Raw genomic sequence first — 26,923 nt, 5'->3', positions numbered from 1 at the left:
CGCGTGCAGGCATTCGCGAGCAGGCTCGCTCCCACCGAAGTGAGTTGCGGCGTCAATAACCAACCAACACTGGGCGTAATGGCCCAAGACCAGTAGAATCGCGCTCTTTTTTCCAGGGCGCTCGCCATGACCTCTCTCAACACACCGCCTGAAGCCGAGTCCCAGACCAGCGAGCTGGTCTTCGGTCTTGAAGACCGGCCCAAGCCGTGGATCGGCTTTCTGGCAGCTCTGCAACATCTGCTGGCGATCATCGTGCCAATCGTCACCCCCGGCCTGCTGATCTGCCAGGCACTGGGTGTGTCCAGCCGCGATACCAACCTGATTGTCTCCATGTCGCTGGTCATCTCCGGCATCGCCACCTTCGTTCAGTGCAAGCGCTTTGGTCCTTTCGGCGCCGGGCTGCTGATCGTGCAAGGCACCAGCTTCAACTTTGTCGGGCCGCTGATTGCGGGCGGCGCGCTGATGGTCAAGCAAGGCACGCCGGTTGAAGCTGTGATGGCTGCGATCTTTGGCGTGGTCATTGCCGGTTCGTTTGTCGAAATGGGTATCTCCCGGGTTTTGCCCTTCGTAAAACGCATGATCACCCCGCTGGTCACCGGCATTGTGGTGCTGATGATTGGCCTGACCCTGATTAAAGTCGGTCTGATCAGCATGGGCGGCGGCTTTACCGCGATGGGCAACGGTACGTTCGCCAACGGCGAAAACCTCATGCTGTCGGGCGTAGTGCTGGCAATCATCGTGATCCTTAACCGCATCCCGCTGGTGTGGATGCGCAGCTGCGCCATCGTCATCGCCCTGGCAGTGGGCTATGCGCTGGCGGGTTATCTGGGGCGTCTGGATTTCACCGGCATGCACGAAGCAGAACTGTTCCAGGTGCCAATGCCGTTGCACTTCGGCCTGGGCTTCTCCTGGTCGCTGTTTATTCCGATGCTGGTGATTTACCTCGTCACCTCGCTGGAAGCCATTGGTGACGTGACCGCCACCAGCAAAGTGTCGCGCCAGCCGGTCGAAGGCCCAATCTGGATGCAACGCATCAAGGGCGGCGTTCTGGTCAACGGTGCCAACTCGTTCCTGGCGGGCATTTTCAACACGTTCCCCAGCTCGATTTTTGCCCAGAACAATGGCGTGATTCAGCTCACCGGCATTGCCAGCCGCCACATTGGCGTATGGATTGCAGGCATGTTGATCCTGTTGGGCCTGTTCCCAAGCGTGGCCGGTGCCATTCAGGCCGTGCCCGAGCCGGTACTGGGCGGTGCAGCCATGGTGATGTTCGGTGCCGTAGCGGCGTCGGGGATCAATATTCTGGCCAGCATCAACCTGGACCGTCGCGCCCTGTTGATCATTGCCGTCTCCCTGGCCTTGGGTCTGGGTGTGTCTCAGGTACCTGAGTTCCTCGCCCACATGCCCGCTGCCCTGCGCAACGTGCTGGAATCCGGCGTGGCCACAGGCGGTATCTGCGCCCTGCTGCTGAACTGGTTCCTGCCGGAAGCCGAGAAAAAGCCGGCGCTGTAGGCAAAATAAAAGAGGCAGGAACGCTTGGCGCTTTCCTGCCTCTTTTTGTCTGAAATCACACAACCTGCAGAGACTATTGACGACCGCCCTTTCCCTCTTTCACCGCTTGAATTAATCTTTGCATGACACCCATGCTCCTATCAGGTTACGCACATGAGTACCTACGGAAAACGCCTCAGAGAAGAGCGCCTGCGCCTTAGCCTGACGCAGCAGCAAATGGCTCTGGCCGGAGGTATCGGTCGCAACGCGCAAAGCCTGTATGAGCGGGACCTTAGCCTTCCCCGAGCCGACTATCTGGCGTTGATCACCCTGCTCGGCACCGATGTGCTCTATATCCTTAACGGTCGCCACACCTTGTATCGATCGCCCTCTGTCATCGTGCCTACCGGCAATGGACAACTCACCAAAAACTGATCTCCATCCCGCGATGCAGCCAACACGACTACACCGTTGAATGGCCAGACCCCGGGTGCAAACGACACGAGCGGCGTCGAACGCGTCTACGCTATGTTCTCGCCCTTTTTCAATCTGGAGACTTGTGTGACCGAACCCGGAACCAATCATCAAAAAGCCCTTGATCGCTTTCTCGACGAACACCCTGATCTGGCTGCAGAACTTGAAACGTTAAACCCCCTGGCTGCCCGCGCTGTTGGCCAGTCCATGAAGGAATATCGCCAGGAACGCTTGAATGAAGCCTTTGAGGCCGAGGCCGAACGCCTGGGCTTTTTTGCCTGGGAGCTGACGCTGCAATTGACCAGTGCCGATGCTGAAGAATTTCAGGCCCAGCGCCTGGAAGTTCACCGTGAAGTGGCGCAAATGGCGGGCATGGACTGGGCAGAATACTGCGAATTGCATGGCCTTGAGGGGCGCTGATTACATACGCTCCACACGTCATCAGAATCACCGCAGCGTCTGCATCGCGAGCAGGCTCGCTCCCACAGTGGATTTGCGGTGGTTCCCACACAAATTGCAACGCCTGCACCTGCCTGATCCCTTTCCCTCGACACGCTCGAAACCACAGCCCATCCGGGCACGCCACTCTTCAGCATCAACCCGGTATCAACGCCCACGACGCCTTGCTGCCTATTTCGCTGCTGCTCTAGGGGGCTGAAACCACTGCCGACGACATCCGCTCCCACCTCAGGGGTTTTGACGCCGAGCCGCTGTGGAACTTGATATACGGTGTCGAAATGGCAAGCGGCGTGGTGGATTCACTGCTGGCAGGGCGTAGCAGCATTCACACCCAGCACCCGCTGCGGCATCCAGATACTCGAACACACCTTCTCCAGCAGGACTTTGTTATGGCTGAACACTATCAGCCCCAACTCACGATGACGGGCTTCTTCCAGCAGGACATGCCAAACCTGCGCCTGAATATGCGGGTCCAGCTGGGCCGTCACTTCGTCTGCGATCAGGTAACGGGTGCGCGGATCAAGCGCTCTGAGCAAGGCGATACGTGCCAACTCACCGCCCGACAATTCATCCGGGCGTCGCGCCAGCCAGTCGGGTTTCACGGCCAGACGCTCCAGCCAGGCGGCATCCGGGGACCAGGCATCGCGCAGGCTTTCGCCCGTGGTGCGATAAGGGTTGAAGGTCTGCTCGGGATGTTGCGGCACTAACTGAACCGGGCAATAACCCTTTTGTGAAAGCGGTTTGCCGCCCACGGTGACCTTGCCCGACGTTGCTGACTGCCATTGCGCCAGCACCCGGCCCAGGGTGGTTTTACCGTAGCCGCTGGGCGCCGAGATGCCCTGGCGCTCACCGGGCCGGACCTGGAACGACACCGAATCCCAGAGCCGGCGTCCATCCTGCACGATACTCAACTGCTGGACTTCAAGCATATTCAGGCACCCTGCGCGCCAGAAACTGCTGTTCGGGCAACGCCGCCCACAGCGACTGCAACCACGGGCTGCCACCGTTCTCGCGCAACTCTGCAGCACTCAGGGTTTCGTGCAGCTCGCCTTGATGCAGTACGGCTATGCGGTCGGCAAAACGTGCCGCCAGCGCCAGGTCATGGGTCACCCACAAGATCCCGCGCCCCTGCTGGCAAAAACCCTTCAGGTGCGTCAGCAACTGGCTGGCATGCTCGTCATCCAGCCACGACGTGATCTCGTCAGCGAGGATATAGCGCGCACGGGTCAGGGCCGCGCAACTGGCCAGTACGCGCTTGGCCATCCCGCCCGACAGGGTGCGCGGGAACTCATCCACCAACTGCGGCTGCAAGTTGTAGTGTTTGAGTTGATCAGCCACCTCCTCCATTCCCAACTTGACCCCGCTCAGGCGCGCGGCACGCATCAATTGCGGCCCGACCTTGATCAGCGGGTTCAGGGCGCTGACGCCCTGAGGCACGTAACACACCGTTTTGCCGCGTTGATCGACCTTGCTGGTATCACCCAGCACCTGCCCGTCGAGCACAATGTCACCGCGACAGCGCATGTTCTCGGGCAGCAAGCCCAGGGTGCTTTGCAGCAGCAGGCTTTTACCCTCGCCGCTGGAGCCCACCAGCGCCACCAGCTCTCCGGGTTTGACCTCAAGGGAGATAGTGCTCAACAGCGGATGCCAGGTTTTGAGGCCCAGCCAGTGGTAGTGAGCAACATCGATCGAAAACTGGTCGAATTTCAGCATCAGGTAATCCTTATCCAGAGCTGCTGCAATGCCCGTGCAAATTGGTCAAAAACCAACACCAGACTTACCAGAATCAAACCCGGGAAAAACGCCAGCCACCAGGCGCCGCTGCTCAAGTACCTTAGCGCATCGGCCAGCAACAGGCCCAGAGACGGGTCATGGGGTGCCAGGCCAAAGCCCAGAAAGCTCAACGCAGCTGAATGCAGCACCGCGTGGGGGAACATCAACAAGGTGCCGATGATCCACTGCGGCAACAGCAAGGGCAGCAAGTGATGGCGCCAGCGGTAGAAACTGCTGTTGCCCAGGCGGTGCGAGAGCATCACGAAATCCGTCTCACGGATACGCAGGATCTCGCCACGCAGGATCAGTGCCAGCCGCGGCCAGTGAGTCAGCGCCACCGCCAGGATCACCCCCTGTTTACCGCCACCCAGAGTGAAACAAATCAGCACCAGCAGCAGTAAATGCGGCAACGCCAGCATGCTGTCGATCAGGCCGCGAATCAGGTAGTCCAGGGTTTTGTTCAGCGAACACAAACTGGCGGCCAGCATCGCCAGAAAACCGCTGCTAAAAGCCGCGGTCAGGCCGATCTGCAAGCTGGTGGTCATCCCCTGAAAGCAGCGCAACCAAAGATCGCGCCCCAGGCTGTCAGTACCAAACCAGTACTCGGCCGACGGCGGCAGACGTCGCGCCAGCAGGTCCATGGAGACATCGACATTGATGATCGAAACGCCATAGGCGATCAACACCAGCAACATCAACAGCGAAAGGCAGAGCCTTAGCAAGGCGCGATTCGGATCGTACGTCATGACTGGCGCGCCGCCCCACGGTTGAGGCGCAATAACAGCGCGTTGGCAATGCTGTTGCCGGTAAAGACCAGCACCGCGCAAAACATCACGATCCCCATCAGCAACGGAATATCACCGCGCAATCCTGCATCAATCGTGGCCTGCCCCAGGCCTGGATAAGCGAATACTTTTTCAGCCAGCAACGAGCCGCCAATCAGCTCTCCTACCGAAGCAAACTGCAGGCACAAGGCAGGCGTCAGGGCATGGCGCACGATATGGAAGTTGATCAACGGCCAGCCTTTATCGCCCTGAGCATGGGCGTAACGAATGAACTCACTGTGCATCACCTCCGCCACCCGGGAGCGGGTATGCAGGGCGATATTGCCTACGCCCAGCATGCCTAGTGCCAACATGGGCAGAATCAGATGCCTGAGTTTGTCACCCCACGTGGCCGTTTCGGCATTGCTGCCGGGGGTCCAGGCGCAGCAGATCGGCGCCCAGTTGAGGGTCACAGCAAACAACGACAGCAACAGCAGGCCAATCCAGAAGGTTGGCATGGAGGCGAGCACATAGGACAAGGTCGAAATCAGTCGGTCAGGCCAGCGATTCAAGTAGCGCCCTGCCGTCAGCCCCATGACCAGGCCGACAATGCCGGAAAACAGCCACGCCGAAAACAACAGGGCAAATGAGGTGGCGAAACGCTCGCCGATCACCTGCGAAACCGGCGCGTTATAAAGCATCGAGTAGCCAAAGTCCCCTTGCAGCATTTGGCCAAACCAGCGCAAAAAACGCTCCCACAACGGCAGGTCGAGCCCCCAGCGCGCAGCAATCAACGGGTATTGCTCGGGCGGCACGTGCAGCAAGTCGTTGCCTATATAGGCGCGAATCGGGTCCACCGGAGAAAAACTGAGCAAGGCAAAGGTGCCTGCTGCTGTCACCAGCAGCAGGCCCATCAAACGCACAACGAAGAACGAGAGCCCTCGTATCACTTGCAGGTCCACTTCCAGCCATCAACGCTGTTGAGCAGCGACCAGGACCCGTGAATTTCCGGTGCTCCCTTGCCCAGATCAACACATTCATCGGTCAAATAGGTGTGCTGCACGTTCAGGAGCCAGGCCCAGGCCGCATCACCTTTGACGCCAACGCCGGTCTTGCCGTCCCACTCCACTTGCTGCCAGAACGGCACCGCCTGCTGCCAGGTCGGGGCATCCAGCGCTTGCTGGAGATGCTGGTCGACGACCGGATTTTTGTAATAGCCAGGGTTGTAGTACTCAACGCCTGCGGCCTTGCTGCTGTAGTGATGGTAAAGCTCCATCGGGTCGAGGCTGCCCCAACCAAACAGGGTCGGGTTGGCGTGCATGTTGCGCTCGACGGTCTCCCAACTGCCGGACTTGAGGTCCACGTCGATGCCGACGGGCTTGAGCATTGAGCGCACGGCCTGGGCCAGATCACGACGAGTCACATCGCCACTGGCGTACCACAGGGTGATTTTGGCCGGCAGGCCATTTTTCTCCCGGATACCGCTCGGGGTTTCTACCCAGCCGCCTTCATCCAGAATCTGCTTGGCCTTGGCGATATCGCCATCCTTGAAGGCTGCATCCGGATTAGCCCACGGCAAGCCCTGGACGCCGGAATACGCCGGGACCGCATGCCCTTCGAGAATCTGATCGGCGAGCAGTTGCCGATTGATTGCGTAGTTGATGGCTTTGCGGATGGCGACATCTGCTGTCACATCATTGCCAATGGGATAGCCGTTGGCGTCTTTTTTACCGGAGGCGATGGTCGGCATCACGATGCCGCGGTTTTCAACGCTGGGCCGCACCCACAGCTTCATGCCCGCGGCCGGGGTCACCGCCAACGAAGGGGCAATGCGCACAATGCCCAGCTGCTTGCTTTGAGCGGCAGCAAAAGCGCTGTCTTCATCCAGGAAAACGAACACCAGTTTATTGAAATCGTTTTTTTGCCCTGCGTAGTACGGGTTGGCCTCAACAATCAACTGCTGGCCCGGCTGATAGCTGACCAGTCGGTAGGGCCCTGCACCGATCGGCTTTTGCGCGTAGGTTTTGGCATCGTATTTATCCGCTGAAACAATACCCAGCGAGCCGAGCACATTGACGAACGTGCTTTGTGGCGCCTTTAACTCAATACGCACCGTGAGCGGATCAACCGCCTCGGCCTTGAGGAAGTTGCCCATGTCGACCTTGCCACCGCTGGCCGCTGCATTGTTGTAGGTGTAGGCCACGTCCTTGGCTGTGAGCGGTGAACCGTCAGAGAACTTGAGTTCGGGCTTGAGCTTCAAGGTCCAGGTCTTGCCATCGTCGCTGGTCTGATAATCGCTCAGCAGAAAACTGCTCCAGGACAAGTCCTCGTTTTGCTTGAGCAATGGGCTGTGCAACAGCAGGTAACTGCCATGGCTCCAACCCAACATAGGATCAAAGCCCTCGGTCGGCTCATCACCAATAGCCAGTTGCAGAGTGCGGTCCTGCGACGAATAAGCCGGCGCTGCCATGACACTGAGCAAAGCAGCCGCCACCAGGGTGTTACGCATCCATGCAGTCTTTGACATCTATCCTCCCGATCATAAATAGGCTGGCCAGAAGGCCTGATAAGCGGCTGTACACGCGTTATCGCGCCCAACAGTAATAGCAGTCTGACTCTAAATAGCCAGTTATCCATCTGATTTTTTAGGGGTTTTCCGGCCTGCCAGCATCACTTTGTAACAATTGCTGCAGGTCAGGTTTCATGCGTGTGACTGTGCTATACCAATGGGGAAGATTATTCCGTCACGGGATACAGACTCAACTGACAGAGGTTCGCATGTTTAAAGGATTAGCCGGTCACCTCAAAGATAAAAACGTCCACTCGATCAACGCCCTGCCGTCCAACAACATTGAATTGTTCGACTGCTATACCGGCTTGATCCTGGGCCATTTGTACCGCAACTTTCCCTTGCCGATCACCCTCACCGCAGAAAGCTTTATCGACTACAAAACGCTCGGCGACAGCAACCGCGAAGCGTTGGAAAAGGAAGAAAACCTGTTTTTGGCCACCGTCAAATGGCTGGCCGATATCGGCTACATCCACTTCGACGGTATGTCTGGCGTAGCGTTCTACGAAGTCGTGCTGACCAATAGCGGGCTACTGATCTTGCGCGCCTACCCTGAAGGCACAGACACCGCCCCGACCCTGGGTGAAAGGCTGGCGCAGTGCATCAAGGACGAAAACACCACGGACCTCAGAGCCCTGGTAACACAAGCGCTTAGCTTGGGAGTCCGGATGATCAGCCCGATGAGTCGGTCGGGGATTTAAGCCAAGTACAATGGTCCGCATGCCACTGCAATGCTTTAAGACTCGCCATCGCTGAAGGCGATGCTGGTGTATTCAGTGGCATGCCTTCGTATTGGGCATAGTCCGATTGACTGAGCGCTGGGGCCAGACGAATAAGCCGAGTACCTGGCTCAATGGCGATCAAGTACAAATCGAACAATGTATGAAGATCGGCGCGAAGCAATAAGCCGTTGGAAACGGAGTGGGTTTGCTGCCCCATATAAGGATGAATATGGGCTGCCTCTAGCACTTCGACTTGGTCGCAACCTGTGATGGCGCATTTACCATAGGCTGCCAATAGTTCCTTACGAAACGCAGCTTGTCCGCGACGACGGACAATACTCGCCACTACTCGGTTTCTAGCATCTTCAATGTTTATGGGGTCGAACGCGTCATCTTGATCTGCTTGGGCTTCGGCTAACGCAAGCTCTTGAGCTGCAGGGCTGAGATCAGAGCGTGAGTTAATCATTTCAATCAGCCTAGCCTTGATCGCTGTGCCGATATTTCTTTGTGGTTTTAGCCCTTTAACCCACTCCTGGCCGCTGGCTTCATAAATCGCCGAAATGTTTTGCATCCGACGCTCAAAAGCACCCTCATCGCGCCCAAACCGCTCAGCTAAGCCACGATAAATATGAGATTTTACAAAGGTTTGTTCTTTAGCCTGTTTCTTCAACATCTCACGGTATGCCTCAACCGAGGCCGCAAGTTCCTTGTCACTCCAACCGTCCGACATCACCTTATCCTTATGAACCTATGCGTAGGCACTCAAGGTAGGGAAATTTACCTGGCAACGTAAGCAGAAAGTAACTGCTGTAGGAAAGAGCCGAGATGCTGAAACTAAAATCGAGACCCTAACCCATTACTAAATCACCACCCGCCGCCCTCCCACTCGCCACCCCAGTTGAATCCCGGCCGCAGCGATCAAAATCGCCGCAACGCCGATCCATTGCAAAAGCTCAAGGCGATGGCCAAAGGCAAACCAGTCCACAAATATCGCGGCGATGGGGTAGATAAAGCTCAGGGCACCGATCAATGCCGTGGGCAATTTCTGGATTGCTCCGTAGAGAAGCACGTACATCAGGCCGGTATGGACTACGCCAAGCGTCAGCAAAGTACTCCAGGCCTGTGTGCCAGTGGGCAGTTCCGTGATGTTGGCCATCGGAGCCAGCAGCAGGATGCCGGTACTGACCTGAATCAGCGCGATCAGGTGCGGGGGGACTTCGCGCAGACGCTTGATGATCAACACGGCCACGGCATACATCAACGCCGCACTCAAGGCCAAGGCAATCCCCAGCAAATATTCAGTCCCGCTCTCCCCTTTGCCGTGATGGGCGCTGACGATGGCCAGCATTCCTGCGAATGACACCGCAAGCCAGGCCAGTTTTTGCAGGGTGATTTTTTCGCCGAGAAACAACGCTGCCAGCCCAAGCAAAATAAACGGTTGGACGTTATAGACGGCAGTGCCAATGGCAATTGAGGCCCGCGAGTAAGAGGCAAACAACAGTACCCAGTTGGCGACGATGGCCACCCCGCTCAGCACAATCATTAAAAAACTATGGCGATTCAATACGCCGGGGCGCAGGAACCCCATCAGCGCACAAATCACCAGCAACGTGGCCGCACCGAACACACATCGCCAGAACACAACGTCCAGTACCGCTTGCCCGGAGAGCATGACCAGCCAGCCGATGGTGCCGGAAATCAGCATGGCGGCGACCATTTCCAGCGAACCGCGTTGCGTTGTTTTGTCCATAATTGCCTCCCTCAAAGTAGGAAACAGTATGGCAATCTCGACGCTCGCAGCTCCATAATCCAAAAAAGGTAAATAGACCTATTTGCCTTTAGTGTTGAGGCATTCTGCTGGTTTCGCCTAAGGAGCAAAAATGAACGACGAGATAGATCAGCTATTGATTAGCGCCTTGATGCAAGACTCCCGCAGCTCCCTGAAAACGCTTGCCCGCATCAGCGGACTGTCATCACCCAGTGTGGCGCAGCGCATACATAAACTGGAGGAGCGCAAAGTCATCACCGGTTATACCGTGGACGTCGACCCCAAAGCATTTGGCTATCAACTCCAGGCCATCATCCGCATTCGCCCGCTGCCCGGTCAGTTGCAGGAGGTAGAACGCCAGATCCAGAACACGCCCCAGTTCACTGAATGCGACAAGGTCACGGGGGATGACTGTTTTATCGCTCGACTGCATGTGCGTTCCATCGAACAGTTGGACAGCCTGCTCGATGGCTTGAATGCCTATGCCGAAACCAATACCGCAATTATCAAGAAAAGCCCGGTTAAACGCCGCCTGCCACCCATGGGGTGAGCTCCCACGGTTGAGGTCATGGCCAGCCCCTAAGCATGGGCTTGAACCACCCATTTCACTTTGGCCAGCCCCTCTCGCAACGCGTTCATGTCCACCGAACCCAGCGCCAGCCGGATCGCACGGGGCACGTGGGCTGAGGTGGCAAACGGCTGAGCGGTGGAGACCGAGACTTGCTCACGCAACAAGGCCGCCGCCACCTGATCGGCTCTGGCGTCCTCCGACAGAGGCAACCAGACAAAGTAGGAGGATGGATGACGAACTGTGTGCAGTCCGGCCAGGCGTTCGTCAGCGATCAATTGCCTTGCTTGTGCGTCCTTACGCTTTTGCGCCTCCAGTCGGCTAACGGTGCCATCGTCAAGCCAGGCGCTGGTGATGGCGGTCATCACGCCGGGGGCGTTCCAGGCTGTAACCCGGATGATTCGCTCCAAAGCACCAATTTTGTGTGCGGGCGCAACGATAAACCCAACCCGCAGACCCGCCGCAACACTTTTGGAAAACCCGGAAACGTAGACCGTCCTCTCAGGTGCTAACTCAGCCAACGGCTTAGGTGGGTTTTCAACCAAAAAAGCGTAGGCCGCGTCTTCAATAATATGCAGATCATGCTTGCGTGCGATCGCTACCAACTGCTCGCGCTGCTCAAGACCCATCACCCAGCCCAACGGGTTGTGCAAAGTGGGCATGCTGTAGATCGCGCGCACTGAGCGGCTACAACAGAGCTTTGCAAGGGCATCAAGATCGGGCCCGTGGTCTGTTGTCGGGATGGGCAGGATTTCAAGATGCAGTGCGAGCGCCAGCGCCTTGAACCCCGGGTAGGTCAAGGCATCGACCGCAATGACATCACCCGGTTGCAGCAAGGCCATCAGGACCACGGTCAATCCGTGTTGCGCGCCATTGACGATTAGCACCTGTTCGGCAGGCACGTTCAGGCCGCTCATGGCCAGATGCCGCGCCACCGACGCCCGCTCATGCAGGCGTCCTCCATGGGGCTGGTAGCGCAACAACGATTCGAGATCACCGGACAACGCAAGCTGACGCAACGCGGTGCGCAGCATATCGGCCTGGCCCGGCAAGGAGGGATAGTTGTAGTTGAGGTCCAGCATCCCGGCCGTCACGTCGGGCTGGTCAATGCCGTGACCGGGTGGCAGCGAGGTTTCCCTGACGAACGTGCCACGCCCGGTTTCGCCACTCACCAGCCCCATAGCCTCCAGTTCTGCATAGACCCGACTTGCGGTGACCAGGGCCAGCCCTTCACTGGCCGCCAATTGACGGTGCGTAGGCAGGCGTGTTCCCGGAGGCAAGCATCCTGAACGAATATCGACTGCAAAAGTGTCAACCAGCGACTTGTACCGGGATCGAGACATCGACTTGTATCCATGACAATATTTTGATTGTCATTAATCATCAGCCCTAGGATGCGTTGCATGCAATCCCGCGATTAGACCTGAGCGTGAGACTCGATGGAACGTACCTCCAACCTGCAAAACCCCGGCGCTGAAAAAAACCTGAGTGGCTGGATCAACGGGTTTATTGGCGTGGTCATTTTCAGTGCTTCACTGCCCGCAACCAAGGTAGCGGTACTGGAGTTTGACCCGGTGTTTCTGACCCTGGCCCGCGCCAGCATTGCCGGCGTAATCGCACTGGCCCTGCTTGGGGTGCTCAAGGCCAAGCGACCGGAGCGTCGCCATCTCTTCTCGCTGTTGCTCGTGGCAACCGGCGTTGTCGTCGGCTTCCCCTTGTTGACCGCACTGGCTTTGCAGCATGTGACCTCGGCCCACACCATTGTCTTTCTCGGCCTGTTGCCTCTTTCCACGGCAGCCTTCGCCGTCGTACGTGGCGGTGAGCACCCTCGACCGGCGTTCTGGATTTTTTCAATGCTGGGCAGCGCGATCGTGGTGGCGTATGCCCTGTCACAAGGCCTGACAGTCGCTCCCGAAGGCGACATCCTGATGCTTCTGGCAGTCCTGATGTGTGGCCTGGGGTATGCCGAAGGAGCAAAGCTGTCCCGCACGCTAGGCGGCTGGCAGGTGATCTCATGGGCGCTGGTACTTTCGCTCCCCGTCATGGCTCCACTTGCAGGGTTGAGTGCCCCGTCTTCATTTGCAGGCATCAGCCCCCCCGCCTGGTTTGGACTGGCATACATATCCGTTTTCAGCATGTTGATCGGTTTCATATTCTGGTACCGGGGGCTGGCCCAGGGCGGAATTGCAGCCGTCGGGCAACTACAGTTGTTACAACCTTTTTTCGGGTTGGCACTGGCAGCTACCTTGTTGCATGAAACGGTTAGCATGGGCATGTTTGGCGTGACAGCAGCGGTGATTCTGTGTGTGATTTCGGCCAGGAAATTTGCCAACTAAGACACCTTGTTAATTGACAAGGTGCGAGGAGTTTAATGCTAAATGTTCTCTTGCGCTGACCGTTCGACAGCCACTTTTCCGTCACGGATCGCGCTTAAACTGTACACGGAGTGTTTATTTATAATAATGACACTCCAACAAACGGACACACCTGTTATATCTAAACTCCCCAACCGCACCCCCACACACTACCCGATTAAAAATAAAGACTTCAGTATAAACACTCTCGCGACGCAACACCTCACCCGACCTTACTCATACATCACTTTAATCTTAATCAATCTTACTTACCCCCAAACTCACCCCATTACCACCTCGAACAATCCAGCAAAGGGGGAAAATAGGAATTTTCCTACATCCATACTTGACTCATAACGCCTCACCATGGTGTAGTTGCACAAGACTATATCAAAGGTAAGTAAGATGCAGGGTGACCGTGAAACGCCAACACCATTACACACGGCCAAATGCACCTATGATCACGACAAGTTGTTACTGAGTTACCCTCCCCTGCAAACAACCCTCACCAGCAATGAAGGCCATTTATTATTAGCCCTGATTGAGGGGGTTACCGACAAGGAAGATTTAATTAGCCGTGTCTGGGGCGACCGGGGGCTCATTGTATCGGACAGCAGTTATTATAAAGCGCTCCACACTCTCAGGCATTACCTCTCCGAAGTGGGGCTCGACAGGTCCATCTTAAAAACACTGCCACGACGAGGCGTTGTTTTATTGCAGCACATAGAACGTGTTTGCGGCGATAACAGCAACCACGACGTACCCGGCGACCTGAAGCCCGCACGCCCCGACAGTCAAACCTTTGAAATCGCTACGCCTCCCTCAGAAGTAGCCACCCCGTTACTCGCCATCAGTGACCCACTTGAAAACAGTGAAATACCCTTGACCGCTACAACCGAAGAACAGAGCCCCCCCGCCCTTCCACGTTCAAGTGCCGTGTTCAGGAAGTATTTCTATAAAGCATTTTTTTACGCGACGTTTTTCCTTGGCATTACGTTGCCTGTTTATTATGCCTATATGCTTTTCAACAAGCCGGTCCAACTGGAAGGGTGGCGACTGTTATGGGAAACCCCCCAGGCGAAACTGTATATCGAACGGGGAGAGAAAAAAACCAAAGACAGCATTCTTTCAACCATGGCCAGGTTTGGTTCTTCTGTGGGTGCAACGGGAACAAATTACTATGTCCATAAAACATTATCCGAACTGTTAGTTAACTGCGAAAAACCAGAAAGCAAAGGAGAGGCGCTGTGCACAAACCACCTCATTATCGAACAAAAAAATTAATACTGCTCCTGAGCCTTGCCTCCACTCTCGTGTTCGGAACCCTCATCGCCCTGCAAGCCTACACCTACCATGAGGACACGCCTCAGGCACCGTGCTACGCCGCCATTGACTTCATCTACACGTTAGACAACGGCCAGCGCTGGACGGGCAAAGGAGACATGTCGATCAACATGGAGGCGCAAGAAATCTATCTTTACTTCAACCTCAAAGATCCTGAGCAGCAAGAGTTTCTATATAACCGCAGGCTCGACGTGCAGTTTGACACGCTGGACAGTTCACGTTTTTTGTTTAAAACCCTGAACGCCACGGTATTCGAAAGTGACAACAGCCTTAAACATGCACTCTTCATGCGTCGCGGGCTGGAGGGCGGACTTATTACCTTCTCACGTTTCTCGGACGTTGAATATTATTACAACATCAATAATATTCTGACGGGTGTATGCCACGTCCCCACTTGAGCACTGCAGGGTAAGTGCAACCCTTCAAACCCGCCCATTCTTTTCTAGTTGATACGCGGATGCCTTGCAGACATTCGCGCTGAACAAATACGGATAAACAGGTGCTCTCCCCATGCTCGTACAACGGCACGCGTGCTCTTTTTGCTTTGGCGAGCACCGACAACAAGTGCCGGACAGTACTTGCAGCCCTGGGCACATCAGTACTTGATCCATGCACAAACTTCACCACGCTCGTTAGCGCACTGCTGTACTGCGTAAAGGAGACCAAGGGAGGGTACTTCCCGCACTGACAAATATGCGCAGCAATCGTGTTAGCGACATGTTCAATCTCCTGCTCGCTAGCCAGGCAGCCTTGACGAATCAATACATCAAGAAAGCGCAAGGCATTTCTAACATCGATATTCCTGACGGTATTTTCATCCTGAATGGCCAAGGCGGCTTTAAATCCGAAGTTTCTGCCCACGATGGGAATTGATAGACGTGAATGCATGCTGCCCTGCCCAGGAAGAGTTCTAACGCCATGCTCCCACAGCGCTACGCCCTTAACCCGGCATCGCTCTTATATAGACTTTCCGGACCTTACTTCTTCTTACTGCATCGGAAATACACAGTGCACGGGTATTATTCAAGGTCCGATGCGCTTAACATTGCAGCCTGAAACTGCCATTTATCATGTTCGCCCTCTCTTACCTTACCCGTATTCTATCCGACCGAATTTCGCAGGAATGATCCATGAATCGAGCAATACGTTATTCCTCGAAGAAGGTTTTTTTAATAGCGCTTGTCATCGGCATTCTTCCACTGGCCCTGGGCATTCCTCTGGTCTACCTGAAATCTGTCTCGGATTTATCTCGCACATCAAACACTGCGGCGCATGAGGCATTCAGGCAGATAAATGTGATGCTCAGCGAGGCAGAGGCGGCCGCCAAAGAACTGTCAGACATAACCGGGTTGCCCTGTTCGCAAGCGGCCAAGCCACTTCGGGAAGCCGTTGCCACCTATCGATTCTTGCGGGCAACAAGTCTGGCCACTGACAACAAGGTTTATTGCAGTTCGCTGTATGGGTCCGATGTAAACATTACCGTGAACCCACACGATTATTTGCGTGGCCGTCTGCGACTGATTGACCAGACAGCCTCAGGCTCCAAAACCGCAGCCCTCATTCTAAGAACCCAGCAAGCACATAAAAGCGCCTTGGTCAGCATTGATGGCCGCCATATTCAGGACGCCCTTCACCTCATCGATAAAAAAAGTAATTTGTCACTTAAGGTCGGTAACCACTGGATGACCCAAAACGGGGTAGTGGATAACCCTCCGTTCGAAAACGAACCGACGGCACCCCGCTCGGTAGTGTCCAACGAATATGGGTTTACAGTCTCTGCGGCCTACCCGGCAGGCACCCTTTTCAGCCATACACTTGAGACCTATTCGATTATTCTTGGCCTATTGCTGGCCTTGGGCATGTTTTCCGGCCTGCTCACCTACTGGATGCTGGGGCGCGTGCTGGCCCCCAGCATTGAGCTTCAGCGGGCTTTGTCCGCCGATGAGTTCGTTCCTTTTTTACAACCTGTCTTCTCTTCAACCTCTGGCAAATGTATCGGGGCCGAAGTCCTGGTCAGGTGGAACCACCCTCATGAAGGGATTATTACGCCCAATAGTTTTATCCCGCTGGCCGAGCGCTCCAATCTGATCATTGCCATCACCCGGCGCCTTATGCACAAGACTGCACAACAACTCGCGCCACACGCGTCGAGACTGGAGCAGCCCTTTCACATCGGATTCAATGTGTGCGCAAAACACTTTGAGAACTTTGACCTGGTGGATGAATGCATTTTATTTTTGAAAGCGTTCAAACCCGGCACTGTGATCCTGGTGCTGGAAATGACCGAGCGCGAACTTGTAAAACCGACACCCACCGCACTTGAACTCATTGAAAGGCTCCATGAGCTTGGCGTAAAAATTGCGCTGGATGATTTTGGCACCGGTCATTCGAGCCTGAGCTATTTGCAGCGTTTCAAAGTCGACTTCATCAAGATCGATCAGAGCTTTATCTCGATGATCGGAGCGGATGCCCTGTCCGTGCACATCCTTGATTCGATTTTAGACCTGGCACTTAAACTGGACCTGCAAGTGCTGGCCGAAGGCATTGAAACGGAAGAACAACGCGACTACCTGGGTGCCTGCGGCGTGGATTACATGCAAGGCTATTTCTTCGCCAAACCCATGCCCGTCAGTGAGTTTCTGAAGACGATACTCAACCACCCGGATTTCTCGAACAAAACAGCCTGGACTGACAGCCACAGTCAAACCGGTAAACGTTTAACGTCCCCGGTGCGGTGATTCTGTCAGTTCGCAGACCTGCCCTACAGGTATTAACCGAAGGATCGTCGGTGCTGAATATGCCGATGACACTTTTGGAGCGAATCACCTCCAGCGCTGCCTCGATAATCACGACTTACTGATGACAGGTCGAGGTTCAGCATGACGAGCGTATCCACAGAGCAGGTCAGCCCGAAAACGCTGAGAAAAGTGATTGCCGCCGCCACCATCGGTAATTTCGTCGAGTGGTTCGACTTCGCAGTGTATGGGTTTCTGGCCACAACCATCGCCCAGCAGTTTTTCCCCAGTGGCGATACCAGCGCCGCGTTGCTCAAGACGTTTGCCGTGTTTGCAGTGGCTTTCGCCTTCAGGCCATTGGGCGGCATTTTCTTCGGCATGCTGGGGGACAGAATCGGCCGCAAGCGCACGCTTGCGATGACCATCCTGCTGATGGCCGGTGCCACGACCTTGATCGGTGTGCTGCCCAGTTATGCCGCTATCGGGGTTATGGCGCCAATCCTTCTGACCCTGATCAGATGCGCCCAAGGGTTTTCGGCCGGAGGCGAATATGCGGGAGCCTGCGCCTATCTGATGGAGCACTCGCCCAACGATAAAAGGGCTTGGTATGGAAGTTTTCTGCCGGTATCGACATTTTCCGCTTTTGCCGCTGCTGCCGTGGTGGCCTATGCGCTCGAGGCGTCATTATCGGCCGAGGCCATGGGTAGCTGGGGCTGGCGCCTGCCGTTCCTGATTGCCGCACCTCTGGGCCTGGTGGGTCTTTACATGCGCTGGAGGCTGGACGAGACCCCGGCGTTTCAGGCGGTGACAGAGGAACACGCGGTTGCCCACTCCCCGCTCAAGGAAACGTTGCGCAATCATGGCGCAGCCATCTGCTGTCTGGGGGCTTTTGTATCGCTGACGGCGCTGTCGTTCTATATGTTCACCACCTACTTCGCAACCTATCTGCAAGTTGCAGGAGGATTGAGTCGTGCAACCGCGCTGCTGGTGTCGTTGATAGCGCTGATCTTCGCCGCCGCAATATGCCCACTGGCCGGGCTCTATTCGGATCGGGTCGGGCGTCGGGCTACAGTGGTGACGGCGTGCGGCCTGCTGATTATCGCGGTGTATCCGTCGTTCATGATGGCCAGTTCCGGGGGGTTCGCAGCGTCCATCATCGGCGTGATGCTCCTGGCCATTGGCGCAGTGTTATGTGGCGTGGTGACCGCAGCGTTGCTTTCGGAAACCTTTCCTACACGTACTCGCTATACGGCGTCGGCTATCACCTACAACATGGCCTACACCCTCTTCGGCGGCACGGCACCGCTGGTAGCCACTTGGCTGATCAGCTCTACCGGCAGCAATCTGTCGCCTGCGTTTTACCTGATGGCTGTGGCATTGCTGGCTCTGGTCGGTGGCCTGGCATTGCCCGAGACTTCGCGGATTTCGCTACATGATGTGGCGACGCCAGCAAAAGGGACGACTGTGCCTGCATCGGTCTGAGGTGCTGACCGGTTGGACTGAGAGAGGATGCCGCCGAGCTTGAGCTCGGCGGCAGTTGGATCAGGACGCGGCGTCCAGGGCGGCTTTTTGCGCCTTGGCGATTGAGCGACCACGCAGCCAGTTGAAGCAGATAGCGAGGATCAGGGCGAAACCCACGTAGCCCAGCAGCGGATAGACGGTACCTACCAGCTTGCTGAAACCGCCCAGGCTCAAGCCCAGACCCACGCATACGGTCACGGCACTGACGATTTTGAAGCGACTTGTTTCAGGTTTGGAGAATCGTGCACTGAAAGCAAAGAACATCCCCACCGCAGTGCTGTAGACCATGCACACCAACGCCACCGACATCACCACCGAGAGGATTGGCGAGATGCGGCCTGCGAGTGCCAGGGATGGCATTTCGATGCCTTGCAGTTGGTTAATGTTGGCAAACAGGCCGATGTTCAACAGCAGGATCAGCGCACCCAGACCCAGACCGCCAAGTACGCCGCCGATTGCAGCAGCCTTGGGCTGTTTGGTCATGCCGCCAATCACAGCCAGCATCGGGAAGCCTACGGCGATATTGAACGATGCGTACAGCAATGCACCGACAAACCAGTTACCCGTAACGGTCTCGTTGTTTTCACGAGCAACAGCATCGAGGGTTTCGATCGGGGCGTTGTAGCTGAAAATCGAGTAGGTGGTGATGATGAGTACCATCGCCAACAGGAAAGGCATCACCGCGCTGATCAGGTCAATGATGCGCTTGACGTTCATGCACAGGGTCGCGATCACCAGTACAGTCATCAGCACACCGCCGACCAACGGATCCAGACCGTACTGCTGGGAAAAGATCGAACCGCTACCGGCCAGCATCACCACACCGACGCCGTACAGGAAGAAGGACAGCACCACGTCAACTACCAAGCCGAGACGAGCGCCGAACAGAATATAAAGAACGTCCTTGTGGGACTTCGCCTGCATCTTCGAGCTCATTCGAGCGATCTGCATACCGAGGAAAGCGAACATCAAACCGCTCACCAGAGTGCCTACGATGCCTATCAGCCCATAGCCGGTGAAAAACTGTAGCACCTCCTGCCCGGAGGCGAAGCCACCGCCAATGACGACAGACATGTATGCAAGAGCAATCTGGATCGACTGTTTATTCATTACACTTTTCTCATTCTTAGACTTATTAGGTGCACGGGAAAAGTGAGGCCATCTACGCCTTAACATTTCCGCAGAGCGACTATCTCCATAGCAGTCCAAAAAAACATCGTGGTTTTTCGAACTGTGCAGGTACGCAGACGCCGAGCGCAGTATAGGAAGTGTTGAGCAGTTATTTTCACCATAAAAATCACAAATAACAGCTTAAACATGGCGCACTTCATGATTTAACAGCAAATAGATACCGAACATGGCAATATTCACCGCAAAATCAATTGAAACATTATGAAACAAGTAGGCTTTTACAAATCAAGCACTTAGCCGATATCGGCAAAAACGCCAGACGCTCAGACCCATGGATACAGTCCTGAGGCACCACCCTCACAGGGTCAAGCCAGATGCAAAAAATCGGGGTATTAGCTGAGCGTCCCGTGCAAAAATAACTGACAATCGTCTTTACAGAGCGCAACTCCATGACGCCCATCAACTTTTGTGCGCACTAGGGACTCAAAACCTGCGAACGCTTGGCGGCTCAAGGGGGGGGACGGGGTGATGGATGACCTTTGGAACCGTAAGTCGAGCGGCTCCCTTCAATGTGGCGGCACACTCTCGAAGACACGGTCAGGCAAAAATCAAGAACATACATGCTGAGTAGAAAACATGAATCGTCGCAAGAAAATAACGCAGCTATTGAAGGCTCACGCCAAAAAAGCCAGTGCCAAGCTGGCACCGAAAAACAAGACCAAATACATCAGCAAAGCTGACCGACTTAAGCTGGCAGCCGAGACCAGTCAGGAACCGACCACGCCTTGCGAAAGTTGATTTACAGGCCACTCGTGTTAACGCTGCCCTGGCGTCAGCAAGGACGCCCATGTCGACCGTTTGCTCGACACTGATATTCCCTTGCCACAGGCTAAAGGCCTTGACCACCTACCCGGTACTTCGCGACCTGAGTCGCTTGTCCGTAGGTGGCGGTCTTTATTGCCAGAACACCCGCCTCAATCAGGCAGCAGCAACCAGGCCTCGACGACCAGCTCCCGTATCGAGCTGATAAACAGCTAACAAACCACGGAACATATCCAAATGCGTATGGCCAAGCGCTTAAATACGCCCATGAGGCCGAACGTCTGTGACCGTCAACGCATCAGGTGCGCCTGCGAACTTGAGGCGAGTCATAATGACTGATCCCAGTTAGTCATTAAAAAACTGAACACAGCAAACACAACCAGCGCAATTACAAATATGTGTTTCTTGTGGATTTTAGTTTTCATAACGTTCCCTTTTTTCTAAAGTTTCCAAGCCGCCAACGCCGCTCGAAGTTCAATGTCAGGTTGTGAAGATAATCAAGTGCGATTCAGTGATAGCCGATCACGCAGGTCACGCCTCACCGCCTCGATCGTCCAAATCCAAAAAGCCGTGCCTACAAATTCCGAAATCAGTGCCTGAGGACCAGCACTCCATAACCACCCTGACAGCCCCAGAAGAGGAACAACCAACCCATGGGCAAAAACAGAAACACCCACGCCAAATACAATACCGTGAAGAATATTGGCCCTTGGTAAAAACTCAACAACGACACAATAGATGACGGCAATCACCATAGAGAACATTATATGAACCCCATTGCCGCCCCAATTAATGCTGTATCCCATCCAGTCATAAGTCAGGACGTCTACGTTAACGCCAAGCTTTTCCAGAAGCACTACAGGGGGCGGTGGTGTACTGAAGGTTCTGGGTGGAATCAATGTCTCAACGCCTGATTTCACGAGCGCGGATAGGATACCGGCAACTACCCCCACCCGAATAGCCGCTGTTATATTTCGTTCTTTTTTTGATCGCATGGTTAATAACGCTAACATCCAATCACCCCATATACCTAGCCAGCAAGTGCTATGGCACTTGTAAAAAAACAGACCCGCGAGTTGTTCGGATCTTACTCTAGTACATTTTTATTTTTTTGACAGAGGCTAAAGTACTGATGTGTTGTATCGACCCTGGAATGCGCGCTGAGCCTGATTTTTCCGGCGTTAATGCGGGTATGCCTTAGCCAAAAAGACCTTTAAGCAGACGAACCGCCGACAGTTGTTTTTGCGCCTCGTGCGCGCTGAGAGGTCTTTCGCAGCATTCTCGACTGAGAAAGACAATTGCGTCATTACCGTCAGGATTTGAGGAATAACCGGGGTGACTGGATATCGCTGCCAGCAAGTCTTGCGTGACAGGTGCAACATGAAAATGGACATTAAAACCAGGCGAGAACCCTAATTTGTAGAACATCACTTTGTAGGGGGAATACGCCATTATTAGTACACGCTCCACCGTTTTCATTACCCACCCTAAAGACGAAAGGGCTTCACAACTCAACTCACCGAGATCCGATGCTGTTTCTTCAGATGAAATGATCAAGTACCCGTCGTGACGTGCGTCTCTGCGATGGCTCACCACCCAGTGGGAATTCCTGAAAACCCTTAGCTCGTCCATATAGCCCCCAGTTGAGCGACGTCGTTAGATGTTTGCTGGCCGGGGCTGATCGTGCATAACGTCAGCCATGACCGCAGTATTTGATAGATGCAATGGGCAAAAAGACTGTCCCGCCCCCGCTGCGTTATCACTGATCTGACCTGAGCTGAGGCCCAATGCTCAGTCCCTTTATCAAGTCATCGACTCTGTCCTTGGGGCCAGACTCGTCAGCCCGCCACCAACGACTAGATATGCGCATGGTGTAGCGACGGCGATATTCTGAAGGCGTGACTCCCGTTGCGCGACGGAACAGGCGACGGAAAGCGCTGGCATCCTGATAGCCGCAGTACTCCATCACTTCAGTCAGATCTACCAGGGTGACTTCCAATAATTGCTTGGCTCGTTCCACCCGCAGTCGGTGCAGATAGTCGAGCGGCGTCATGCCTTCTACTTCTTTGAAATGACGCAGCAAGGTGCGAGGACTCGCTGCCGCTTCCTGAGCGACGCGTTCCAGGCTGTAAGGCGTCTGGATGTGCTGCTGAATCCAGTGCTTGGCACGGAACACCACGCTGTCACGGGTCTTTACCGAAATGCCAGGGAAATTAAGGCTCGAATGCTCAAAACGCATTGGATGATAGAGCAACCCATTGGTCGCAATCTGCGCCATTTCTTCGCCTGCAAAATGACGAATCAACTCCACCATCAAATCGCATACGGCTGCCGGGGCACCTGCGGTAAAGACCAACCCGTCAACCACCACCGGGCCTTCCATTGCCAACTGCACCGCAGGAAAGCTGGAGGCAAACCAATTGGCAATCATCCAGGTGACCGTCGCACGCCTGCCGTCCAGCACACCCGCTCGAGCCAGCATCACCGGGCCGTTAAAGCTGGCTGCAACGACACGTCCTTGAGAGTGATAACGCGCGATGCAATTCAGTTCCTCGGTGCATTGATCGAGCACATGCTTAAGATCCGGCACGCTTTTCATCTGCACCCCTGGCACAAACAGCGCGGTCTGCGAAGGCCGCAACGCTTTGCGCCCTCCGGCAGGCGATTGCATCCCTGACAACCAGTCCGGAAGCGGCAGTTCATGGCCCGCTGCATCAATCAATCGCCAGTGAAAAAAGGCCCCTCGCTTATCCGGATTACGCATCTGCCACAGGTTATTAAAGGTGCGCAGAATGTCGATCACACTGAACAGCGTCCCGGCCATGCCATGGGGGCTGTGCAATAAATCTATTCGGACGTTCATCGGTCCACCTGGCGTTATTGGATTTATTTTTGGCGATATTAGCCCTACTTCCAAATGCTGTCTGCCTACGGCTCGTACTCGCTGCCCTGCCCTATTCCCCCTCCCTGCCAGAACACTGGATATCAAAGCGTATGAGTAGGCTGACTCAGGGGTGGGCTCGCTTCTTTTGAGCGCTCAAATAAGGGGCCTTAATGCCTGTTTTCTGCTGGCGATATTGACCCCATCGCTGTCGGTATTCGCCGTATTAAGAAAAATAGTTCAGCGCTAGACTGAAAAACGCCTGGCATTCACAAGAGAAACAAAAACAAAGGTATTAGTCAGTGACAACAACAATAAGAAAACAGTGGGCAGCGACCCGAAACCCCGTATTTGCAGGGCTGGCCACGTCTTTATTGACCGTTGGCATGACGGCATCCGCTGTGGCTGGAGAGCTTGTTTTCGGCGATCTCAAGTCAGGATTGGGCAAAGGTATCGAATGGCAGCAGGACGACACTCGCCTGAACGTGAAAGGTGCTTTTTCACTGGGCTCCGTGTGGCGCATGGACAATCCGAGCCATCGATTGACCAGCACCGAGTACGGCATGAATTTGTTCAATGACGGCAACCTCAACTACAAGCGCGGCGATGCGGTTTCTACTTCCACCGAGGCTTACCTGCAAGCGGATTTGAGCCACCGAAACCTTGGCATGTTTGTGAGCGCCAAAGGCTGGTACGACTACACCCAAAAACACCAGAACGTGGACTACGGCAGCGTTCCGAACGGCTATCAATCCGGTGAGCCGCTGAGCGATGCAGGGTTTGATTCGCTGGCGCGGTTTTCCAATGCAGTCATCAACGACGCGTATGTTTACGGCACGTTCCAGCCTGGCGGGCACAACCTGCTGGTGCGACTCGGCGATCAGGCGATCCCCTGGGTCACGCCAACCACCATCGGCGGCGGCTTACAGGCAGTGAACGCTTTTGATTGGGCCGCGGCACGTCGAGCCACTTCAATTGCAGAAGCTCGCACCGTGGCGATGCCAACCCTTTACGCCAAGTTGGCGCTGACTGAAAACCTGTCGGTCGATGCGTTCAACCAGTTTGAGTTCCGTCCCAGCGCTTATCCGGGTTGCGGTACCTTTCTATCGACCAGCGATTACGCTCAACCGGGGTGCGATCAGTTTCTTCTCAATGGCAGTATTTTGAGCTCCCTGGCCGGGCGCCCGATTTACACCACCGACGGCCAGGCCTTGAACAACCCTCTGGATTACGTGTCCCGTGGCCCGGACCATCGCCCCAGTAACAATCAGTTCGGCGCCAGCCTGCAATATTTATGGCAAGACGTCGGCATGTTCGGGCTGTATTTCGCTGACTACACCAGCCGCGAAGCAGTCACCCAGGCGGTACGTACCGGCCCCGGCGTTCTGACGCCGCCCGCCGCCAACCTCGGCCAGGCCAAACCCTCGGGGATTGCTGCTTATTATCAACGCGCCTTCCCGACCAGCATCCGGATGTACGCCCTTAATTTCAAAACGCGACTGCCAGGTGGCACAGGTATCTACGCTGAATACAGCTATCGTCCCAATCAACCGATCGCCTGGAACGGTTCCGATTTCATTGCTGGCCTGTTAGGAGGCAACGGGCCCATGGGCTACCTGTCCAAAACGCCCACAGGCTATGTGGCCAGCGGTTTCGACCGGTTTCGAGTGAGCCAGCTTAATCTCGGCGCCAGCCATCCTTTTGGCACTGTATTGGGCGGCGAGATGAAGTTGTCAGCCGAGGCGGGATTCAAATATGTCCACGACCTGCCCGACACTGACGACATCCGTTACGGACGCCCCGGCTTCGGCAGCGCGCCTTACGGCAACAGTTCGAAATGCACAGGCCCGGCGGCAAAATGTGCAATCGATGGTTTCGTCACACCTTTCTCGTGGGGAACCCGTTCCAAAGGGGAGATTCGTTATAGAAACGTTTTGCCCGGACTTGACCTGACGCCTTCGTTAACCCTGGTGTATGACGTTAAAGGGCACGCCTATGACGGCGTGTTTTCCGAAGGGCGTTATGCACAAATTTTCGGACTGCAGGGTGAGTACAAAAGCGACTACAACTTTGAGCTCAACTACCTGAACACCGGGGGTGGCGATTACAACATGGTTGCAGACCGAAGCATGTTAGAAGCCAGTGTCGGCATGCGCTTCTAAAAAAGCTCCTCAATTAAAGGCCATACCCATGCATTTACTTCCCGATAAAAGACGTCCGTTCGTTGTTGCTTTGCTGATGACTGTGGTGATTATCAGCGTGCTGGATAAAACCATTTTTGCCTTCGCCGGCCCGCAGATTATTGACGAGCTGAAACTGACGCCCGAGCAGTTCGGTTTTATCAGCAGCGCGTTCTTTTTTCTGTACTCCATCTCTGGGGTACTGGTGGGCTTTCTGGCCAACCGCATGCCAAGCCGCTGGATCCTTTCGGGCATGGCCTTGGTCTGGATGGCCGCGCAATTGCTCGCCGCCCTGTCCAGCAGCTTCGTCACCCTGCTCATCAGCCGCGTCATGCTGGGCGCCGGTTGCGGCCCTGGTACAGCCGTCACCCAGCACGCCTGTTTCAAATGGTATGCCACCCGCGAGCGGGTGCTGCCAGCGGCGCTGATTCAAGTCGCAATCATGTTAGGTGCCATCGCAGGCGCCCTGTCCCTGCCAACCTTGATTGAGCATTACGGCTGGCGTACGGGGTATGTGCTGCTGGCAGGTGTTGGCCTGGTGTGGCTGCTGCTGTGGCAACTGTTTGGCCGCGAAGGCCAGCATGACGATACAAAAACCGCCAATGGCAGCCTGTTGCCCACACTGCCCTACAGCCGACTGCTGCTCAATCGCACGTTTGTCTGCATTACTCTGGTCGCTTTCTGTAGCTATCTGCCCAATGCTCTGCTTTACAGCTGGCTGCCCACCTACCTGCAAAGAGGGCTGGGGATGACGCCGATGCAGTCCGGTTATCTGGTGCTCGCCACCACGCTGGGGGTGATCTTCATGAACTTGCTGGTGTCCAGCCTGGCCCAACGAGCGATGAAGCGTGGCGCCAGCATCCGCAAAGCGATGGTTATTCCGCCCCTCGTGGCATGCCTGATCGCAGCCGTGGCTTACATCATCATGGGCTTTAGCTCGACATCGCTGACGGTCACGCTGGGGCTGTTTCTTCTGGGCAGTATCCTTCTTAACTTGCTGTCAGCCTTTGGTTTTAGCATCGTCGCCCACATCGCACCGGCCCGCCAACGCGGAAGTATGCTGGCCATCCACATCGCCTTGCTGACCACCGCAGGCATGCTCGCGCCTCTTCTGGTGGGTCAGGCCATCGGCTGGCAGGGGGGGGATTTAGTCACCGGTTTCGAACTGGCGATTGGCCTGTTCGGGATCGCACTTTTAGTGTTCACCGTACTTGGCCTGGTGCTCATCGACCCTGAGCGCAGTCGTCGCGAACTTAACGCCAACCTTCCCGAGCCCGCCCCTTCAACTGCCTGCCCGGCCCACATCGCGCAGTGATTACCCCCACTCCCTGATCGCCAAATTTGGCACGACTGTTAATAGGACATCC

26 protein-coding genes are annotated in these 26,923 nt (G+C 55.4%); 13 read left to right on the top strand and 13 right to left on the bottom strand.

Annotated features, from left to right (window positions below; genetic code table 11):
* Nucleotides 1–126: 126 nt before the first annotated feature.
* The 3 genes from TU76_RS10310 (at nt 127) to TU76_RS10300 (ending at nt 2,385) form a co-directional block, all read left to right on the top strand.
* Nucleotides 127–1,512 carry a nucleobase:cation symporter-2 family protein gene (locus TU76_RS10310; protein ID WP_019826503.1) on the top strand — a complete coding sequence of 462 codons (1,386 nt, stop codon included), beginning with the start codon at nt 127–129 and terminating at the stop codon, nt 1,510–1,512.
* A gap of 153 nt (nt 1,513–1,665) precedes the next feature.
* Nucleotides 1,666–1,926: a helix-turn-helix domain-containing protein gene (locus TU76_RS10305; RefSeq protein ID WP_019826505.1), complete on the top strand. Its 261-nt coding sequence runs from the start codon at nt 1,666–1,668 to the stop codon at nt 1,924–1,926.
* 126 nt (nt 1,927–2,052) lie between these two features.
* Entirely contained in the window at nt 2,053–2,385 is a 333-nt protein-coding gene (locus TU76_RS10300; RefSeq protein ID WP_037032463.1) for a DUF6388 family protein, read from the top strand.
* A gap of 338 nt (nt 2,386–2,723) precedes the next feature.
* On the opposite strand, the gene TU76_RS10295 is transcribed toward TU76_RS10300, so the two are convergent.
* Genes TU76_RS10295 through TU76_RS10275 form a run of 5 tightly spaced genes read right to left on the bottom strand, consistent with a single transcriptional unit; the run spans nt 2,724 to nt 7,488 of the window.
* Nucleotides 2,724–3,353 (bottom strand): ATP-binding cassette domain-containing protein, encoded by a 630-nt coding sequence (locus TU76_RS10295; RefSeq protein ID WP_048351588.1) that lies wholly within the window; start codon nt 3,351–3,353, stop codon nt 2,724–2,726.
* Nucleotides 3,346–4,137, bottom strand: a complete 792-nt coding sequence (locus TU76_RS10290) for an ATP-binding cassette domain-containing protein (protein WP_048351587.1) — start codon at nt 4,135–4,137, stop codon at nt 3,346–3,348. The genes TU76_RS10295 and TU76_RS10290 overlap by 8 nt, the downstream gene beginning before the upstream one ends.
* The gene (locus TU76_RS10285; RefSeq protein WP_019826512.1) at nt 4,137–4,943 is read right to left on the bottom strand and encodes an ABC transporter permease; all 807 of its coding nucleotides are present in this window, start codon (nt 4,941–4,943) and stop codon (nt 4,137–4,139) included. Before TU76_RS10285 ends, TU76_RS10290 begins: the two co-directional genes overlap by 1 nt.
* A complete protein-coding gene (locus TU76_RS10280; RefSeq protein WP_231984108.1) occupies nt 4,940–5,911 on the bottom strand; it encodes an ABC transporter permease in 972 nt (323 codons plus the stop codon). The genes TU76_RS10285 and TU76_RS10280 overlap by 4 nt, the downstream gene beginning before the upstream one ends.
* A complete protein-coding gene (locus TU76_RS10275; protein ID WP_046808948.1) occupies nt 5,908–7,488 on the bottom strand; it encodes an ABC transporter substrate-binding protein in 1,581 nt (526 codons plus the stop codon). The genes TU76_RS10280 and TU76_RS10275 overlap by 4 nt, the downstream gene beginning before the upstream one ends.
* Nucleotides 7,489–7,739: 251 nt before the next feature.
* Between TU76_RS10275 and TU76_RS10270 the strand changes: the two genes are divergently transcribed.
* Entirely contained in the window at nt 7,740–8,231 is a 492-nt protein-coding gene (locus TU76_RS10270) for a hypothetical protein (RefSeq protein WP_019826515.1), read from the top strand.
* Here TU76_RS10270 and TU76_RS10265 read toward each other — a convergent pair.
* Entirely contained in the window at nt 8,203–8,982 is a 780-nt protein-coding gene (locus TU76_RS10265; protein ID WP_048351585.1) for an HNH endonuclease, read from the bottom strand. The two genes, TU76_RS10270 and TU76_RS10265, sit on opposite strands and share 29 nt — an antisense overlap.
* A gap of 129 nt (nt 8,983–9,111) precedes the next feature.
* Nucleotides 9,112–10,002, bottom strand: coding sequence for a DMT family transporter (locus TU76_RS10260; protein ID WP_048351584.1), 891 nt, complete (start codon nt 10,000–10,002; stop codon nt 9,112–9,114).
* A 130-nt stretch (nt 10,003–10,132) separates the two neighbouring features.
* On the opposite strand from TU76_RS10260, the gene TU76_RS10255 reads away from it, so the two are divergent.
* Nucleotides 10,133–10,570, top strand: a complete 438-nt coding sequence (locus tag TU76_RS10255; RefSeq protein WP_019826521.1) for an Lrp/AsnC family transcriptional regulator — start codon at nt 10,133–10,135, stop codon at nt 10,568–10,570.
* A gap of 29 nt (nt 10,571–10,599) precedes the next feature.
* On the opposite strand, the gene TU76_RS10250 is transcribed toward TU76_RS10255, so the two are convergent.
* Nucleotides 10,600–11,931, bottom strand: a complete 1,332-nt coding sequence (locus tag TU76_RS10250) for an aminotransferase-like domain-containing protein (protein WP_019826523.1) — start codon at nt 11,929–11,931, stop codon at nt 10,600–10,602.
* A 96-nt stretch (nt 11,932–12,027) separates the two neighbouring features.
* On the opposite strand from TU76_RS10250, the gene TU76_RS10245 reads away from it, so the two are divergent.
* The 3 genes from TU76_RS10245 to TU76_RS10235 all read left to right on the top strand — a co-directional run bounded on the left by TU76_RS10245 (nt 12,028) and on the right by TU76_RS10235 (nt 14,684).
* Nucleotides 12,028–12,924 carry a DMT family transporter gene (locus TU76_RS10245; protein WP_019826524.1) on the top strand — a complete coding sequence of 299 codons (897 nt, stop codon included), beginning with the start codon at nt 12,028–12,030 and terminating at the stop codon, nt 12,922–12,924.
* Nucleotides 12,925–13,347: 423 nt separating this feature from the next.
* Nucleotides 13,348–14,226, top strand: coding sequence for a winged helix-turn-helix domain-containing protein (locus TU76_RS10240; protein ID WP_046808950.1), 879 nt, complete (start codon nt 13,348–13,350; stop codon nt 14,224–14,226).
* Nucleotides 14,190–14,684 (top strand): hypothetical protein, encoded by a 495-nt coding sequence (locus TU76_RS10235; RefSeq protein WP_037032467.1) that lies wholly within the window; start codon nt 14,190–14,192, stop codon nt 14,682–14,684. The genes TU76_RS10240 and TU76_RS10235 overlap by 37 nt, the downstream gene beginning before the upstream one ends.
* Here TU76_RS10235 and TU76_RS25355 read toward each other — a convergent pair.
* Nucleotides 14,644–15,174 (bottom strand): hypothetical protein, encoded by a 531-nt coding sequence (locus tag TU76_RS25355; protein ID WP_151121056.1) that lies wholly within the window; start codon nt 15,172–15,174, stop codon nt 14,644–14,646. The genes TU76_RS10235 and TU76_RS25355 overlap by 41 nt on opposite strands.
* A 242-nt stretch (nt 15,175–15,416) precedes the next feature.
* On the opposite strand from TU76_RS25355, the gene TU76_RS10225 reads away from it, so the two are divergent.
* Together TU76_RS10225 and TU76_RS10220 are read left to right on the top strand one after the other, a co-directional pair.
* Nucleotides 15,417–17,024 (top strand): EAL domain-containing protein, encoded by a 1,608-nt coding sequence (locus TU76_RS10225; RefSeq protein ID WP_048351583.1) that lies wholly within the window; start codon nt 15,417–15,419, stop codon nt 17,022–17,024.
* A gap of 141 nt (nt 17,025–17,165) precedes the next feature.
* Nucleotides 17,166–18,503 (top strand): MFS transporter, encoded by a 1,338-nt coding sequence (locus tag TU76_RS10220; RefSeq protein ID WP_046808952.1) that lies wholly within the window; start codon nt 17,166–17,168, stop codon nt 18,501–18,503.
* Nucleotides 18,504–18,563: 60 nt separating this feature from the next.
* On the opposite strand, the gene TU76_RS10215 is transcribed toward TU76_RS10220, so the two are convergent.
* Nucleotides 18,564–19,652, bottom strand: coding sequence for a YkvI family membrane protein (locus TU76_RS10215; RefSeq protein WP_019826533.1), 1,089 nt, complete (start codon nt 19,650–19,652; stop codon nt 18,564–18,566).
* Nucleotides 19,653–20,309: 657 nt separating this feature from the next.
* Here TU76_RS10215 and TU76_RS24685 point away from each other — a divergent pair.
* On the top strand, nt 20,310–20,471 hold the full coding sequence (locus tag TU76_RS24685) for a DUF2986 domain-containing protein (RefSeq protein WP_019826534.1): 162 nt from the start codon (nt 20,310–20,312) through the stop codon (nt 20,469–20,471).
* A gap of 521 nt (nt 20,472–20,992) precedes the next feature.
* Here the strand turns inward: TU76_RS24685 and TU76_RS10210 are convergent.
* From TU76_RS10210 to TU76_RS10205, 3 genes are all read right to left on the bottom strand, one after another.
* Nucleotides 20,993–21,508: a DUF1440 domain-containing protein gene (locus tag TU76_RS10210; protein ID WP_048351582.1), complete on the bottom strand. Its 516-nt coding sequence runs from the start codon at nt 21,506–21,508 to the stop codon at nt 20,993–20,995.
* Nucleotides 21,509–21,692: 184 nt separating this feature from the next.
* Nucleotides 21,693–22,052 (bottom strand): hypothetical protein, encoded by a 360-nt coding sequence (locus TU76_RS24680; RefSeq protein ID WP_231984109.1) that lies wholly within the window; start codon nt 22,050–22,052, stop codon nt 21,693–21,695.
* Between the two features lie 202 nt (nt 22,053–22,254).
* A complete protein-coding gene (locus TU76_RS10205; protein WP_173667400.1) occupies nt 22,255–23,358 on the bottom strand; it encodes a GlxA family transcriptional regulator in 1,104 nt (367 codons plus the stop codon).
* A gap of 320 nt (nt 23,359–23,678) precedes the next feature.
* Here TU76_RS10205 and TU76_RS10200 point away from each other — a divergent pair, with 320 nt between their 5' ends.
* Together TU76_RS10200 and TU76_RS10195 are read left to right on the top strand one after the other, a co-directional pair.
* A complete protein-coding gene (locus tag TU76_RS10200; protein WP_331716294.1) occupies nt 23,679–25,538 on the top strand; it encodes a DUF1302 domain-containing protein in 1,860 nt (619 codons plus the stop codon).
* Between the two features lie 28 nt (nt 25,539–25,566).
* The gene (locus TU76_RS10195) at nt 25,567–26,871 is read left to right on the top strand and encodes an MFS transporter (protein ID WP_019826544.1); all 1,305 of its coding nucleotides are present in this window, start codon (nt 25,567–25,569) and stop codon (nt 26,869–26,871) included.
* Nucleotides 26,872–26,923 lie beyond the last annotated feature (52 nt).

It is taken from the genome of Pseudomonas psychrophila (assembly GCF_001043005.1).
GTDB lineage: Bacteria > Pseudomonadota > Gammaproteobacteria > Pseudomonadales > Pseudomonadaceae > Aquipseudomonas > Aquipseudomonas psychrophila.
This window is presented reverse-complemented; position numbering and strand designations above follow the sequence as displayed.

Coding starts and splice junctions, on each gene's coding strand:
- TU76_RS10310 (WP_019826503.1), top strand. CDS start 127: ATGACCTCTCTCAACACACCGCCTGAAGCCGAGTCCCAGACCAGCGAG.
- TU76_RS10305 (WP_019826505.1), top strand. CDS start 1,666: ATGAGTACCTACGGAAAACGCCTCAGAGAAGAGCGCCTGCGCCTTAGC.
- TU76_RS10295 (WP_048351588.1), bottom strand. CDS start 3,353: ATGCTTGAAGTCCAGCAGTTGAGTATCGTGCAGGATGGACGCCGGCTC.
- TU76_RS10290 (WP_048351587.1), bottom strand. CDS start 4,137: ATGCTGAAATTCGACCAGTTTTCGATCGATGTTGCTCACTACCACTGG.
- TU76_RS10285 (WP_019826512.1), bottom strand. CDS start 4,943: ATGACGTACGATCCGAATCGCGCCTTGCTAAGGCTCTGCCTTTCGCTG.
- TU76_RS10275 (WP_046808948.1), bottom strand. CDS start 7,488: ATGTCAAAGACTGCATGGATGCGTAACACCCTGGTGGCGGCTGCTTTG.
- TU76_RS10270 (WP_019826515.1), top strand. CDS start 7,740: ATGTTTAAAGGATTAGCCGGTCACCTCAAAGATAAAAACGTCCACTCG.
- TU76_RS10265 (WP_048351585.1), bottom strand. CDS start 8,982: ATGTCGGACGGTTGGAGTGACAAGGAACTTGCGGCCTCGGTTGAGGCA.
- TU76_RS10260 (WP_048351584.1), bottom strand. CDS start 10,002: ATGGACAAAACAACGCAACGCGGTTCGCTGGAAATGGTCGCCGCCATG.
- TU76_RS10255 (WP_019826521.1), top strand. CDS start 10,133: ATGAACGACGAGATAGATCAGCTATTGATTAGCGCCTTGATGCAAGAC.
- TU76_RS10250 (WP_019826523.1), bottom strand. CDS start 11,931: ATGTCTCGATCCCGGTACAAGTCGCTGGTTGACACTTTTGCAGTCGAT.
- TU76_RS10245 (WP_019826524.1), top strand. CDS start 12,028: ATGGAACGTACCTCCAACCTGCAAAACCCCGGCGCTGAAAAAAACCTG.
- TU76_RS10240 (WP_046808950.1), top strand. CDS start 13,348: ATGCAGGGTGACCGTGAAACGCCAACACCATTACACACGGCCAAATGC.
- TU76_RS25355 (WP_151121056.1), bottom strand. CDS start 15,174: ATGCATTCACGTCTATCAATTCCCATCGTGGGCAGAAACTTCGGATTT.
- TU76_RS10225 (WP_048351583.1), top strand. CDS start 15,417: ATGAATCGAGCAATACGTTATTCCTCGAAGAAGGTTTTTTTAATAGCG.
- TU76_RS10220 (WP_046808952.1), top strand. CDS start 17,166: ATGACGAGCGTATCCACAGAGCAGGTCAGCCCGAAAACGCTGAGAAAA.
- TU76_RS10215 (WP_019826533.1), bottom strand. CDS start 19,652: ATGAATAAACAGTCGATCCAGATTGCTCTTGCATACATGTCTGTCGTC.
- TU76_RS24685 (WP_019826534.1), top strand. CDS start 20,310: ATGAATCGTCGCAAGAAAATAACGCAGCTATTGAAGGCTCACGCCAAA.
- TU76_RS10210 (WP_048351582.1), bottom strand. CDS start 21,508: ATGTTAGCGTTATTAACCATGCGATCAAAAAAAGAACGAAATATAACA.
- TU76_RS10205 (WP_173667400.1), bottom strand. CDS start 23,358: ATGAACGTCCGAATAGATTTATTGCACAGCCCCCATGGCATGGCCGGG.
- TU76_RS10195 (WP_019826544.1), top strand. CDS start 25,567: ATGCATTTACTTCCCGATAAAAGACGTCCGTTCGTTGTTGCTTTGCTG.